Source organism: Pseudomonas sp. TJI-51 (assembly GCF_000190455.2).
GTDB classification, from domain to species: domain Bacteria; phylum Pseudomonadota; class Gammaproteobacteria; order Pseudomonadales; family Pseudomonadaceae; genus Aquipseudomonas; species Aquipseudomonas juntendi.
On the sequence record NZ_AEWE02000065.1, the window covers coordinates 43,021 to 56,285 of the forward strand.

General features: G+C 63.5%; 17 protein-coding genes. 8 read left to right on the plus strand and 9 right to left on the minus strand.

Translation table 11 applies throughout. The features are described from left to right. From G1E_RS14985 to G1E_RS27685, 4 genes are read left to right on the plus strand one after another with little or no spacing between them, the layout of a single operon-like run. The gene (locus tag G1E_RS14985; protein WP_009685543.1) at positions 1-543 is read left to right on the plus strand and encodes a DUF3833 domain-containing protein; all 543 of its coding nucleotides are present in this window, start codon (positions 1-3) and stop codon (positions 541-543) included. Next, complete coding sequence (locus G1E_RS14990; RefSeq protein WP_009685542.1) at positions 540-845, plus strand: DUF6482 family protein; 306 nt, start codon at positions 540-542, stop codon at positions 843-845. Before G1E_RS14985 ends, G1E_RS14990 begins: the two co-directional genes overlap by 4 nt. 8 nt (positions 846-853) lie before the next feature. Beyond that, on the plus strand, positions 854-2,380 hold the full coding sequence (locus tag G1E_RS14995; protein WP_009685541.1) for a cryptochrome/photolyase family protein: 1,527 nt from the start codon (positions 854-856) through the stop codon (positions 2,378-2,380). After that, the gene (locus tag G1E_RS27685; protein WP_009685540.1) at positions 2,377-2,556 is read left to right on the plus strand and encodes a DUF2256 domain-containing protein; all 180 of its coding nucleotides are present in this window, start codon (positions 2,377-2,379) and stop codon (positions 2,554-2,556) included. The genes G1E_RS14995 and G1E_RS27685 overlap by 4 nt, the downstream gene beginning before the upstream one ends. On the opposite strand, the gene G1E_RS15000 is transcribed toward G1E_RS27685, so the two are convergent. From G1E_RS15000 to G1E_RS15030, 7 genes are all read right to left on the minus strand, one after another. Next, a complete protein-coding gene (locus G1E_RS15000) occupies positions 2,497-2,985 on the minus strand; it encodes a DUF2878 domain-containing protein (RefSeq protein ID WP_033690927.1) in 489 nt (162 codons plus the stop codon). The two genes, G1E_RS27685 and G1E_RS15000, sit on opposite strands and share 60 nt — an antisense overlap. Beyond that, on the minus strand, positions 2,985-4,247 hold the full coding sequence (locus tag G1E_RS15005; protein WP_029887146.1) for a cyclopropane-fatty-acyl-phospholipid synthase family protein: 1,263 nt from the start codon (positions 4,245-4,247) through the stop codon (positions 2,985-2,987). The genes G1E_RS15000 and G1E_RS15005 overlap by 1 nt, the downstream gene beginning before the upstream one ends. Beyond that, positions 4,222-5,031: a DUF1365 domain-containing protein gene (locus G1E_RS15010; RefSeq protein ID WP_009685536.1), complete on the minus strand. Its 810-nt coding sequence runs from the start codon at positions 5,029-5,031 to the stop codon at positions 4,222-4,224. The genes G1E_RS15005 and G1E_RS15010 overlap by 26 nt, the downstream gene beginning before the upstream one ends. Then, positions 5,028-6,275: an NAD(P)/FAD-dependent oxidoreductase gene (locus G1E_RS15015; protein ID WP_009685535.1), complete on the minus strand. Its 1,248-nt coding sequence runs from the start codon at positions 6,273-6,275 to the stop codon at positions 5,028-5,030. Before G1E_RS15015 ends, G1E_RS15010 begins: the two co-directional genes overlap by 4 nt. A 3-nt stretch (positions 6,276-6,278) precedes the next feature. Continuing rightward, a complete protein-coding gene (locus tag G1E_RS15020; RefSeq protein ID WP_009685534.1) occupies positions 6,279-7,031 on the minus strand; it encodes an SDR family NAD(P)-dependent oxidoreductase in 753 nt (250 codons plus the stop codon). Continuing rightward, positions 7,028-7,450: a nuclear transport factor 2 family protein gene (locus tag G1E_RS15025; RefSeq protein ID WP_009685533.1), complete on the minus strand. Its 423-nt coding sequence runs from the start codon at positions 7,448-7,450 to the stop codon at positions 7,028-7,030. The genes G1E_RS15020 and G1E_RS15025 overlap by 4 nt, the downstream gene beginning before the upstream one ends. 100 nt (positions 7,451-7,550) lie before the next feature. Then, positions 7,551-7,997 (minus strand): PAS sensor domain-containing protein, encoded by a 447-nt coding sequence (locus G1E_RS15030; protein WP_009685532.1) that lies wholly within the window; start codon positions 7,995-7,997, stop codon positions 7,551-7,553. 153 nt (positions 7,998-8,150) lie between these two features. Here G1E_RS15030 and G1E_RS15035 point away from each other — a divergent pair, with 153 nt between their 5' ends. Further along, positions 8,151-9,038, plus strand: a complete 888-nt coding sequence (locus G1E_RS15035; protein ID WP_009685531.1) for a MerR family transcriptional regulator — start codon at positions 8,151-8,153, stop codon at positions 9,036-9,038. Between the two features lie 73 nt (positions 9,039-9,111). Here the strand turns inward: G1E_RS15035 and G1E_RS15040 are convergent, their stop codons facing one another. After that, on the minus strand, positions 9,112-9,651 hold the full coding sequence (locus G1E_RS15040) for a type 1 glutamine amidotransferase domain-containing protein (protein WP_047149910.1): 540 nt from the start codon (positions 9,649-9,651) through the stop codon (positions 9,112-9,114). A 178-nt stretch (positions 9,652-9,829) separates the two neighbouring features. Between G1E_RS15040 and G1E_RS15045 the strand changes: the two genes are divergently transcribed. The 3 genes from G1E_RS15045 to xth all read left to right on the plus strand — a co-directional run bounded on the left by G1E_RS15045 (position 9,830) and on the right by xth (position 11,314). Further along, positions 9,830-10,102 (plus strand): PepSY domain-containing protein, encoded by a 273-nt coding sequence (locus G1E_RS15045; RefSeq protein WP_047149911.1) that lies wholly within the window; start codon positions 9,830-9,832, stop codon positions 10,100-10,102. Positions 10,103-10,280: 178 nt separating this feature from the next. Continuing rightward, positions 10,281-10,523, plus strand: coding sequence for a hypothetical protein (locus G1E_RS15050; RefSeq protein WP_009685528.1), 243 nt, complete (start codon positions 10,281-10,283; stop codon positions 10,521-10,523). Further along, positions 10,520-11,314, plus strand: a complete 795-nt coding sequence (gene xth / locus G1E_RS15055) for an exodeoxyribonuclease III (protein WP_009685527.1) — start codon at positions 10,520-10,522, stop codon at positions 11,312-11,314. The genes G1E_RS15050 and xth overlap by 4 nt, the downstream gene beginning before the upstream one ends. Before the next feature lie 78 nt (positions 11,315-11,392). On the opposite strand, the gene G1E_RS15060 is transcribed toward xth, so the two are convergent. After that, complete coding sequence (locus G1E_RS15060; protein WP_009685526.1) at positions 11,393-13,180, minus strand: thiamine pyrophosphate-requiring protein; 1,788 nt, start codon at positions 13,178-13,180, stop codon at positions 11,393-11,395. Positions 13,181-13,265 lie beyond the last annotated feature (85 nt).

The window sequence follows — 13,265 nt, forward strand, 5'->3', positions numbered from 1 at the left end:
ATGAACGTTGGCAAAGCGCTGTTACTGGTTGGCTGCCTGCTGTTGGGCAGTTGCGGCAACGTGGGGGTCGAGCATTATGCCGGTGAGCAACCCAAGCTCGACCTGGCGGCGTTCTTCTCCCGGCCGGTTCAGGCCTGGGGCATGTTCCAGAAGCGTTCCGGCGAGGTGGTCAAGCGGTTTCATGTGCGCATCGACAGCCGCCGGGAAGGTGAGCGGCTGATTCTCGACGAGCACTTCGTGTACAGCGACGGCACGCGCCAACAGCGCACTTGGACCTTGGTGCCGGACGGGCCTGGGCGCTGGCGTGGCACGGCCGGCGACGTGATCGGCGAGGCCCGTGGCGAAGTGGCGGGCAATTCGCTGCGCTGGCGCTACCGGCTGGACTTGCCGGTGGACGGCAAGCACTGGGAGGTGGACCTGGACGACTGGATGTACCTGATGGATGACGACACGCTGATCAACCGCTCGAGCATGAGCAAACTAGGTGTGGAGATCGGCCAGATCACGCTGTTCTTCCGCCGCCTGCCGGAGGCTACGCCATGAACCTGAATGCATTGGCCCAGCACGTGGATGCTGGCGAAATCGAAGAGCTTGAAGTGCTTTCGCTGGAAGGCGGCTTCTACGTATTGCGTGCCATGACCGCAACCGGCCCGGTTACCTTGAGCGATGCGCAGGGGCAGCCTGTGCGCCTGCGCTCCACTACCGAACTGCGCGATTTGCTGGCTGACATGGCCGAGGTGCCATGCGTGCTGGTGCAGCAGTTGGTGCATGATGAGATGTGCGGGCAACGCGACGGCCCCATTGCACCGTTGCGCGTGCCGATTACACTGGCCAGCCAGTGGTAGGCCGCCCCGTGCGCCTGGGTCTGGTGCTGGGTGACCAGTTATCGCTGGAGCTGCCAAGCCTCAAGGCACTGGACCCTGCCCACGACGCTATCCTGATGGCAGAGGTGGAGGGCGAGGCGCGCTATGTGCCCCATCACCCGCAAAAGATCGTGCTCATTTTCAGCGCCATGCGCCACTTTGCCCAGGCGCTGCGCGAGCGCGGCTGGCAAGTGCACTACGTACCGATCGATGACAGCGACAACAGCGGCACCATCGTCGGTGAGCTGCGCCGCTGGCGCGAACGGCTTGGCGCGGCGCAGATCGACCTCACCGAATGTGGCGAGTGGAGGCTCGAGCACGGGTTGCGCGAGTCCGGGCTGCCCTTGACATGGCACCGCGACACCCGCTTTCTGTGCTCGCGTGAGGCGTTCGCGCGCTGGGCAGAGGGTCGCCGGCAGTTGCGCATGGAGCATTTCTATCGCGGTATGCGCAAGCGGTGCGGCCTGCTGCTGGAGCCCGACGGCAGCCCTGCCGGGGGCGCCTGGAACTTCGACAGTGAAAACCGTAAACCACTGCCTCGCAACCTGGGCGCTCCGTTCGCGGCGCGCTTCACGCCCGATGCCATTACCCTGGCGGTCATGGCGCTGGTACGCCAGCGCTTCGGCGACCATTATGGCGAGATAGACGGGTTCGAGTACCCCGTCACCCAGCAGCAGGCGGGTGAGCTGTGGCAGCATTTTCTCGACTTCGGTCTGGCGGCATTCGGTGACTACCAGGACGCCATGGCCGAAGGTGAGCCGTATCTTTTCCATTCACGCATCAGCGCGGCCCTGAACATAGGCTTGCTCGATGTGCGGCAGTTGTGCGAAGACGTGCAACAGGCTTGGCGCGAAGGCAGGGTGCCGCTCAACGCCGCCGAAGGCTTCATCCGCCAACTGATCGGTTGGCGTGAATATGTCCGCGGTGTGTATTGGCTGCGCATGCCCGACTACGCCACATTGAACCACTTCGGCAACGCCCGCGCCTTGCCCGAGTTCTACTGGACCGGCAACACCCGCATGCGCTGCATGGCGCAAGCGATAGGGCAAACGCTGCGGCTTGGGTATGCGCACCACGTGCAGCGGCTGATGGTGACCGGCAACTTTGCGCTGTTGGCAGGCATCGCGCCTGCCGCCATCTGTGAATGGTACCTGGCGGTTTACATCGACGCGTTCGACTGGGTCGAACTGCCCAACACGCTTGGCATGGTGATGCATGCCGACGGTGGCTACCTGGGCTCCAAACCGTATTGCGCCAGTGGGCGTTACATCCAGCGGATGTCCGACCACTGCAAGGCCTGCAGCTATCGGGTAGACAAGGTGGTGGAAGCCGATGCCTGCCCGTTCAATGCGCTGTACTGGCATTTTCTTATCCGCCACCGTCAACGCCTGTCAGCCAACCCGCGCCTGGCAATGGTCTACCGCAACCTCGACCGCATGGCTGCCGCGCGCCGTGATGGTGTGTGGCAACGTGGCGAGCAGTTGCTCGCCGAGCTGGATGCAGGCAGGCCGCTGTGAAGAAGCAAAACCTGCCAAGCAAGGTGTGCGTGGTGTGTGGCCGGCCATTCACCTGGCGCAAGCGCTGGGCGCGTTGCTGGGACGAGGTGCGCTATTGTTCCGAGCGCTGTCGCCGATCAGCGCCACGCGGCCAGGCGCACCAGCAAGGGCAGGGCCAAGGCCCAGATCGGCACTAGAACCAGGGTGGTTGCCAAAGGCCCCAGGGGCAGCGCGACATCGGCCAGCCTGGCGCCGCCCAGATATGCCAGGGGGCCGGCAACCGCGCCGACCACGGCACCGCGCAAAAACGGCCGACCAGCCCAGGCCAGGCTGTGGCGCAAACCGCTGGCCAGCACCAACCACATCGATGCCAGCCACAAGGGTAACGGCCAGGCATGAAAATCAAATACGCCAAAACTGCCAAGCAGGCTGTCCAGCAGGCAGCCAACCAGGGTTACGCGTAACAGCGCCCACGCTTCTGCCCGCGGCTGTGTGCATGTCCACAGGTGTAGCGCCAGGCCCACAGGTAACAGCACCAGCACCCCAGGTGTGCTGGCACCCCATATGCACAACCACCAGCCCAATTGCAGCCACAGCGCATTGGCAATCTGGCCGCGGGTAACCATCACGCTGGTACAGGCAGTGGCGCGCGACGCGCGTTCGGCGCCGCCCACAACAGCTGCGCCACGCCAATGGCACGCTCTTCGAAGCCGCCCTGGCAGTAGCACAGATAAAACTCCCACAGGCGCTGGAACGTCTCGTCATAACCCAACGCCGCGAGCGCGGCGCGCGACTGCTTCAGGTTGTCGTGCCAGTGCCGCAGCGTCAGGGCATAGTCGACACCGAAATCCTCCATGTGAACCAGGTTCAGCGCGGTCTGGCGGCTGGCCGTATCGACCAGCACGCTGAGCGAGGGCAGGGCGCCGCCGGGGAAAATATAGCGCTGGATGAAGTCCACCGAGCGCCGTGCCTGAGCATAGCGCTGGTCGCGAATGGTGATCGCCTGGATCAGCATCAGGCCATCGGGCTTGAGCAACGCTCCACACTGGCGGAAGTACGTGGGCAGGTAGCGGTGGCCTACAGCCTCGATCATCTCGATCGACACCAGTTTGTCGAATGTCCCGCGCAGGTCGCGATAGTCCTCCTGCAGCACCGTGATCTGCCGCTCCAGCCCCAGGTCTTTGACCCGTTGCAGGGTATGGCTGTACTGGGCCTGTGACAGGGTGGTGGTGGTGACCCGGCAACCATGATGGCTGGCCGCATGGATGGCAAGGCTGCCCCAGCCAGTGCCGATCTCCAGCAGGTGGTCTTCCGGGCCCAGTTCAAGCTTTTCGCAGATGCGTTGCAGCTTGCGAAGCTGGGCCTGTTCAAGGGGTTGGTCGGGGTGCTCGAACTGGGCAGCCGAGTACATCATGGTCGGGTCCAGCAGCTGTTCGAACAGTGCGTTGCCCAAGTCATAGTGGGCCAGTATGTTGCGTCGCGCACCGCGCTTGCTGTTGCGGTTGAGCCGGTGCAGCAGGCGCAGGGCGGGCCGGCCCAACCGCGCCAGGCCCCCTTCCAGGGCGTCGAGCACCTCAAGGTTGGCGACGAACAACCGCGTGACCAGGGCCAGGTCCGGGCTGCGCCAGTAACCATGGATATAACCCTCACCGGCACCGATCGAACCATTGCTCGCCAGCAGGTTCCAGGCAGCATCATCGAGAATTTCCACCTCCGCCTGCAGGGCACTGGCGGCATCACCGAAGGCCCATTGTTGCCCATGGCAGAGCACACGCAGGTGGCCATGGCGCAACTTGCCCAGCTGTGCCAGCACAGCGTTGCGCGCCAGCGCGCCCAACCAAGGGGCGATGCCTGCTGACTTGCTAACGCTCAGGGTGGGATTCGACATGATCGGAGTCCTCGCAAGGTTGGCCAAGTGCCAGGTCAGCCTGGCTGGCGGTGTGGTCGTGAATAGGCGTGCGCTTGCAGAACAGGCGCAGGGCTTGCCAGTAGATGCCCGTCAGGGTGCGCAGGCTCATCCAGGGGAAGGCCAGGATGTAGCGGTGCAAGGCGGGGCGGTCCAAGGGTTGGCGCCGTAGTGCCAGGTCGGCTTCGAAGACCTTGTGGCCGCTTTGCCAGTTTTCCATGTGGATGCGCACCCGGCTCTCGTCGAGGTGGAAGCGCAAGCGGTAGTCCATGTCCAGCGGCATGAACGGCGACACGTGAAAGGCCTTGTTCACCGCGAACGGCTGCGCCAGCCCGCCCTGTACGGGCAGCACATAGTGGAAGCGCTCTCGCCAAGGGGTGTTGCGTACTTCCAGCAGGATTGCCGCCAGGTGCCCATCGCGGTCGTGGCAGAAGTAGAAACTCACCGGGTTGAACGCCAGTCCCCAGCAACGCAGCTGGGTCAGCAGGCGTACCGGTCCTTCCGGCACCTGGCCCGTGGCCCGGCCCACCAACCGCCGCGCGGCGCCGGCCAGCGATTGCCCTTGGCCGGTAAAGGCCGGCAGGTAATCGGTTTCACGGAAGCTCAGCGGCGCCAGGCGCGAGCGCCGTAGCCAGCGCGACAGGGTCATCAGCCAGGCTTGCTCGTCCAGGTCCAGGTAGAACATGCCGACTTGGTAGCGGAAGGTGTGCGGCCGCGGGCTCAGGCGCCGGTGGCTGAGCCAGCCCAGGCACAGACCGCTGTTCATAGCTGTTCCCCGAAATGGCTGGCCACCTGCAGCGCGCTGGTGACGCCGTCCTCGTGAAAGCCGTTGCCCCAGTAGGCCCCGCAGAAATAGCTGTGCTGACCGCCTTGCAGCTGCGCATGCCGGGCCTGTGCGGCCAGCGCCGCCAGGCTGTATTGCGGGTGGGCGTAACTGAAGCGGGCGATGATCTGGGCGGGGTCGATCAGGGCGGTCTGGTTCAGGCTCACGCAGAACGTCACCGGCGCCTGCAGGCCTTGCAGGATATTCATGTTGTAGGTCAGCGCGGCCGGTGCCTGACCGTCGCCGGCCAGGCGGTAGTTCCAACTGGCCCAGGCTTTGCGCCGGCGGGGCAGCAGGCGGGTGTCGGTGTGCAGCACCACATCATTGTCGGCGTAGCCGATGGCGCCCAGTACTGCCTGCTCCTGTGTACTCGGTGCCTGCAGCAGGGCAAGGGCCTGGTCGCTGTGACAGGCGAATACCACTTTGTCGAAGCGCTCGGTGCCGGCAGCGCTGTGCAGGGTCACCCCATCCTGGTCTCGGTCGACCCGGTGAACCTTGCAGTCAAGCCGTACCTGTTCGGCAAACCGCCGGCTCAGCGGGCCGATATAGCTGCGTGAACCACCTTCTATCACCCGCCATTGCGGCCGCTTATTGACCGACAGCAGGCCGTGGTTGCGGCAAAAGCGCACGAAGAACTGCAACGGAAAAGCCAGCATGTCGGCCCGGGACATCGACCAGATCGCCGAGCCCATGGGCACCACGTAGTGATCGACAAAACGTTGCCCGTAGCCTTGCGCCTGAAGATAGCTGCCCAGCGTGGTGTGATCGTCTATGCGCCCTGCATCCAGGTCGGCGATAGCCTGCCGGTTGAAGCGCAGGATTTCGCGCAGCATCCCCCAGAAACCCGGTGACAGCAGGTTGCTGCGTTGTGCGAACAGGGTGTCGAGGCTATGACCGTTGTATTCCAGGCCGCTGAGTGGGTCGTTTACGGAGAAGCTCATCTGCGTGGGTTGTGAGCCCACATCCAGTTGCTCGAGCAAACGAATGAAGTTCGGGTAGGTCCAGTCGTTGAACACGATGAAGCCAGTATCGATGGCATAGCGCTCGCCTGCCCAGTCCACGTCCACGGTGTGGGTGTGGCCGCCGACCCAGCTCGCGGCTTCGAACACCGTGACCGCGTGGCGACGGGAGAGCAGGTAGGCACAGGTGAGGCCGGCAATGCCGCTTCCAATAATGGCGATGCGCATGGGTCAGTCCTGTTCGTGGCGGGCCAAGCGCAGGCCCAGGGCCAGGCGCAGACGCGGGGGCAGGGCCCCGAGCACACGCAGGCCCCAGGTGAAAAGGCTTGGGAAGTTGATTTCAAGCGGGCGCCGGGGCAAGCGCTTGGCAATATGTTGTGCCGCGCGCTCGGCAGACCACAGTTGCGGCATGGGGAAGTCGTTGCGGCGGGTCAACGGCGTATCGACAAAGCCCGGGCTGACCAACGTCACGTCGATACCCTCGCGTGCCAAGTCGATCCGCTGCGACTCCACCAGGTAACGCACGGCTGCCTTGGACGCCCCGTAGGCTCCGGCACGCGGCAAGGCCAGCCAGGTTACCGAACTGCCGACCACCACCAGGTGCGGGCGCACGCCTGCCCGCAGCAAGGGCAGGGCGGCGGCCAGGCAGTTGCTCACGCCCAGCAGGTTGGTGCGTACCACGCGTTCGACAAGCGCCGGGTCGAAGTGGCCGGGCTCCAGGTATTCACAAGTGCCTGCATTGAAGACCGCCATGTCCAGCCCACCCCAGGCTTGCTCGATGCGGGCGGCCATCTGTGCCACTTGTGCAGCGTCGGCAATGTCGCCCTCGGCCAACAGCACCTGCCCCGGATACCGCTCGGCCAACGGCAGCAGTGCCTGGCTGCGACGGCCACCCAACGCGACCTGGTGCCCTTGTTCCAGCAGCGCTTGCGCAAGGGCTGCGCCAAGGCCGCTGCTAGCGCCTGTCAACCAGCAGCGGCTCATGCCAGCCTGCCTTTGAGCCAGCGAATGGCCCCGCCCATCAGTGGAACGTGCTCATACAACAGGGCGCCGGCGTCGAAGAAATCCTGGTGAAAATGGACGCGGTCACGCCACTGCAGAAAACTGCAGCCTTGCACCGTTATCGGTTCGCCCCGTGCCAGCCGTGGGTGACGAAACTCGAGGGTCCAGCGCAGGTAACCCTGGCCAGGTAGCACCTCGTCCGCCGCGGCGAAGGCATAGCGGATATCGCGGGCATTGGCGTACAACTGGGCGAAATAGGCCTGCAGGGCGTCGAGCCCGTGAATTTGATGCAGGGGGTCGCGGAAGACAACGTCTTCGCTGTACAGGGTGTTCAGTGAATCGAGGCTGTCCACGTCAAGGTGGGCAAAGCGTTCGGCGAACTGCTGCAGGTAAGCGGACATGCTCGGCTCCGGACAATCCTGTACAACACCCGATTGTTGTACAGGTATACTCGAAGCCTACGACAAAAATTGTACAAGTCAAAGTTTTTGTATAGCTATTTCAGCTTTCGCGTTGCGCCAACTGCTGCCGCAGTTCAGCGACCTCGGCTTCCAGCGCCTTGATCCGCGCCTCGGCCTCTACCTGCCGGGAAACATCGTGCTGAATGCCGATGTAGTAGGTTAGTTGATCCGCTTGGTTGAACACTGGGCTGATGGACAATTCGTTCCAGAACGGGCTGCCATCCTTGCGGTAGTTGCGCAGGACTTCCCGCCACGGCTTGCCGTCACGAATCGCCTCGCGGATGCGCTGTACGGCTTCCTGGTCATGGTCGGCGCCCTGCAAGAAGCGGCAGTCCTGGTATAGGATGTCCTTGGCCTGGTAGCCCGTCAGTTGCTCGAAAGCTGTGTTGGCATAGATGAGGATGCTGTCTTCGCCTTCCTGCTCGGCTACGACGATGCCGTCGTTGGATTGCTCGACCATCAGTTGCAGGAGTTTTGCAGTGATCATGTAGCGCTACCTACGCAAATGTCATGTTCAGTAAGCGCAGCGTAGCCTCTGTGCAGGGCTTCGCGCGCAGTTTGCTGCATGATGACCCAGTTCGGCACTGCGCAGAAGGTGTGTATCGGTTTAGAATGGGGCACTTCCCGGACGACCCGTGCAATGACTGATACTACTCAAGCCTACCTGCTGCCCATGCGCGATGTGGTCACCCTGACGGGCATCAACCCGGTGACCCTGCGCGCCTGGGAGCGGCGCCATGGCTTGCTCCGCCCGCAGCGCACCGACGGTGGTCACCGGCTGTACACGGCCGAGGACGTGCAGCGTATCCGCGACATTCTGCACTGGACCAACCATGGGCTGCCGATCAGCAAGGTCGGTGAGCGCCTCGCCGCCCAGCCGAAAGCCGCCGTGCAGTCGGATTCGGCCTTTGCCCAATGGCGCGCAGCGCTGCTGCGTGCTACCCAGGCGTTCGATGCCCAAGCGCTGGATGCGCTGCATGGCCAGCTGTTCACGTTGTTGCCCAAGGCGACGGTGCTGCGCGAAGTGCTGATGCCGGTCTGGCAGCAACTGGCCGCCGGGCGAGCCTTCGGCCAACGCAGCCAATGGGTGTTCTTCGATAATTTCTTGCGTGCGCGCCTACTGATGCGCCTGCAGATGAACCAGGCCAATGCGCCGCGCGTGATAATGGCGGGCACTGAAGGGCATGCTGAAGCGCAGTTGCTGTGCACCGGTCTGTTGCTGAGCAGCGAGCAACAGCGCATTGACGTGCTTGGCTGTGATCAGCCACTGGAAGAGCTGGCGCTGGTCTGCGCCGCCGTGCAGCCTGCAGCGTTGGTGATTGCCGTACAGGGCTCGGTGAGCGCAACACTGGCCCGCCAGCTGCGCGCCTTGCAGATGGATGTCGCGTGCCCGCTGGCGTTGGTCGGTGCGGACCTCGCCGGGTCACAATCGATCTTGCAAGGCATACCCTTGCGGCTGCTGGATGAACAGGGCGATGACCTTGCCGGGGTGCTGAGTGCCTTGCTGGCAGGCCGGTTGGAGCTTTGAGCACCCGCTGCATGACCGGGTGCGCAAAACTCACAGCATCAACGCGACCTCAGCCTGCCTTGGCTGACGCGGTTCATTCGCTCAGTGCTTTGATCAACTGATCGTTGAAGGCCGGGATATCGTCCGGCTTGCGGCTGCTGATCAGGTGGCCGTCTACCACCACCTTCTCATCCACCCACTCGCCCCCGGCGTTGCGAATATCGTCCTGCAAGGTCTGGTAGCTGGTCATCCGCTTGCCCTTTACCAGGCCCGCCGATATCAGCAGCCAGGCCCCGTGGCAGATCACTGCCAGTGGCTTGTTTGCCGCAGCGTGGCTTTTCACCAGCGCTTGCGCGCCCTCGATCAGGCGGATGGTATCGGAGTTCTGCACCCCGCCCGGCAACACAATGGCGTCGTACAGGTCCACCTGCGCGCTGTCGAAGGTGGCATCCACGGTAAACTCGTCAGCCGGTTTGTCATGGTTCCAGCCGCGTACCGTGCCGTCCTTTTCGCTCAGGATATCGACCACCGCGCCTTTTTGTTCCAGGGCTTCACGTGGGCCGGTCAACTCGACCTGTTCAAAACCGTCAGTCACCAGGAATGCCACGCGTTTGCCATTCAGTTTGTCGTACATCGTGATTCTCCGTTTTCGATAGGCCTGAGAAGGAGGCCATCGTCCCGCCGCGAAGTTCCAACGCAATTCACCGGCGGTGCTGGCTGATGACATCGCATCCATGCCCCCGAAACAAAACTGAACGCTGAGGTGCGGCCGCCAGTCGTACCGCTAACTTTCATGAAAAAGGATGTTGGCGATGAAGACGATGACTCGACTGTTCACTGGCCTGGCGCTGGCGACCGCGCTAGGCAGTACGGCGGCGTGGGCGGACCAGCCTGGTGCTGACTGGAAGGTGAGCAAAGACCAGGCGGAAGCGACGCTGAAGGGCGCTGGCTACACGCAAATCACCAAGATCGAGGCCGATGACGGCCATTGGGAAGGTGAGGGCATCAAAGCCGATGGCAAGCAGTACGAGTTCAAGGTCGATCCGCGCGACGGCAAGGTCGTCAAGGACGAACTGGATAACTGATCCAGAGCGGGTGTTGCTCACTGAGCGGCCCGTGCCTGGCGCACGGTTTTTTTTGGGGGCCGGTTCCTGCGCCGTTCTGTTGCGCAGTGACCGGCCGCGCTCTACCGCCGATGCACCCGGACTGAACATCGCGCGCTCGAGGTGCTCTCACCCTTAATGAGTGAGCGAGGGCAGCGCCATGAGTATCGAACGCAGCATTCCCGAGCTGGCAGCGTGGTACGCGCAGTACGACGACGTCAGTTACCGCAGCGAATCGCCAGACGCCTACCACCATGAACTGCTGCGCACCGCCGAGGCACTGCGCGACGATGGCACACTCGACTGGGACGACTGGCTGGCGCTCAAGGCACTGGCCGACGAAGCCCATGTGCGAGCGCTGGAAGACGCAGTTCAGGCCCACGTGAATGACCCTGACGCATGAAAAACCTCCGCATCGCCACGTTCAACATCAATGGCATCAGCAGTCGCTTGCCTGCGTTGCTGGAGTGGTTGAAGCGCGAACGGCCCGACATCGCCTGCCTGCAGGAGTTGAAGGCCGCCGATAACAAGTTTCCGCGCCAGGAAATTGAAGCGGCAGGTTACGGCTGTGTTTATCAGGGCCAGCCCGCCTGGAACGGCGTGGCCATTCTGGCGCGTGACAGCGAGCCGCTGGAGGTGCGCCGTGGCCTGCCAGGCATGGAGGACGACACCCAGAGCCGTTACCTGGAAGCAGCGGCGCATGGGGTGCTGGTCGGGTGCTTGTATCTGCCCAACGGTAATCCGCAGCCTGGGCCGAAATTCGATTACAAGTTGCGCTGGTTCGAATGCCTGATCCAGCATGCGCGAACGCTCTATGCCAATGGGCACCCAGCGCTCCTGGCGGGTGATTTCAACGTGGTGCCCACGGACCTGGACATTTACGACACACGTTCCTGGCTCAAGGATGCCTTGTTGCAGCCAGAGTCCCGTGCCTGTTTCGAGCATCTGCTGACGCAAGGTTGGACGGATGCCGTTCGCCACCTGTACCCGGACGAGCGCGTGTACACCTTCTGGGATTACTTCCGCAACCACTGGGCACGTAACGCCGGGCTGCGCATCGACCACCTGCTGCTCAACCGCGAGCTCTCCCCTTACCTGAAAGGGGCGGGGGTAGATGCTTGGGTGCGCAATGAGGCCAAGGCCAGCGATCACGCCCCTGTATGGGTCGAATTGGGCGGCCGCCGCCGCAACTGAGGCAACGGGCAAAGCGCTCTGCCTCGGTGGCTACCGCAACAGCCGAGGCCCATTCCGGTAGCGCAGTCACGTGGTGCGTTACTTCTTGCCCGGCAGCACCGAGCTGAGCACCTGTTTGGCCGCCTGCACGATGACCCCGGCCTGGTCAGGGTCGCCCTTGAGCAGGCTGCTGGCGAAGTTCTTGGCCTGCTCCAACTTGATGTGTGGGGGCAGGGGAGGCACATTCGGGTCGGTCTTGAACTCGATCAGCACAGGCCGGTCAGCCGCCAGCGCCCGCTCCCACGCGTCGGCGATATCCTCCTCCCGCTCCACATAGATACCCTGCAGGCCGATGGAGATGGCGAACAGGTGATAAGGCACATCAGGAATTGACTGTGAAGCCTCGAACTTCGGGTCGCCTTCCATGACCCGTTGTTCCCAGGTGACCTGGTTGAGGTCTTCGTTGTTGAACACCGCGCAGATCCACTGGGGGTTGTCCCATTGCTGCCAGTACTTGGCAACGGTAATCAGCTCGGCCAGGTTGCTCATCTGCATCGCGCCGTCACCTACCAGCGCGACCACGCCACGCTGCGGGTGGGCGAACTTGGCGGCGATGGCATAAGGTACCGCCGCGCCCATGCTCGCCAGGCCCCCTGACAACGAACACTGCATGCCTTGGCGCACCATGAGGTCGCGGGCATACCAGTTGGCGCAGGAACCCGAGTCGCTGGTGACAATGGCATGGTCGGGCAGGCGCGGGGAAAGTTCGTGAACGACCCGCTGCGGGTTGATGGGGTCTGCCTTGGCCATGGCCCGCTTGGCCAAGGTCTTGTCCCACTTGCCCCGCCAGCCTTCGACCTTGGCCCGCCAGCGCCGATCGGTCTTGTGCTCCAGTAGCGGCAGCAGGGCCTGCAGAGTTTCGCTGGCATCCCCCACCAGGTTGACTTCCATCGGGTAGCGCAAGCTGAGCATGTCCGGCTGCAGGTCGATCTGCACGCCACGGGCCTGGCCTTCCTTGGGCATGAATTCGGCGTAGGGGAAGCCGGAACCGATCATCAGCAAAGTGTCGCATTCGTTCATCAGGTGCGCACTGGGCTCTGTGCCTAGCAGGCCTATCGCCCCGGTCACCCACGGCAGGTCGTCGGGCAATACCGCCTTGCCCAACAGCGCCTTGGCCACGCCCGCACCCAGTGCTTCAGCCACCGCCACCACCTGTTCGCTGGCCTGCAGCGCGCCTGCCCCCACCAGTATCGCCACCTTGCGCCCCGCGTTCAGCACCTCTGCGGCGCGTTGCAGGTCGGCTGCGAAGGGCACTACCTTGGGTTTGCTGTAGCCAACGCCGGAGTGCACGGTGCCGTGGGCCCGCGGTGGGTCCTCATAGGGCAGGTCCTGCAAGTCGTTGGGAAGAATGACAGCGGTAACCCGGCGCTCGCCGACGGCAGTGCGCACCGCGCGGTCAAGCAGGTGCCGTACTTGCGCTGGGGTCGACGCCTGCTGCACGAAGGCCCCGGCAACGTCCTTGAACATCGACACCAGGTCCAGCTCCTGCTGATAGTGCCCGCCGAGCGCGGCGCGCGCCTGCTGGCCGACAATCGCCAGAACCGGCTGGTGATCCATGCGCGCGTCATACAAGCCCGTCAGCAGGTGCGAAGCGCCTGGGCCGGAAGTTGCGATGCACACGCCAAGTTCACCGGTGAACTTGGCGTGTGCACTGGCCATGAATGCGGCCATTTCCTCATGGCGTGCCTGCACGAACTGGATCTTGCCCTCAGCCCGCCGCAAGGCACCGAACACCCCGTTGATACCGTCGCCAGGGTAGCCAAAAATACGCCGCACACCCCATTGGTGCAGACGCTCCACCAGAAAGTCACCTATTGTGCTGCTCATCATGTTCCCCTAGGCGTGATCGATAGGGGTCTGGACTGAGCAGCTGGCGGTAAAGTTTCAAGTGAGTGCGCGCGGGCCACCCGAG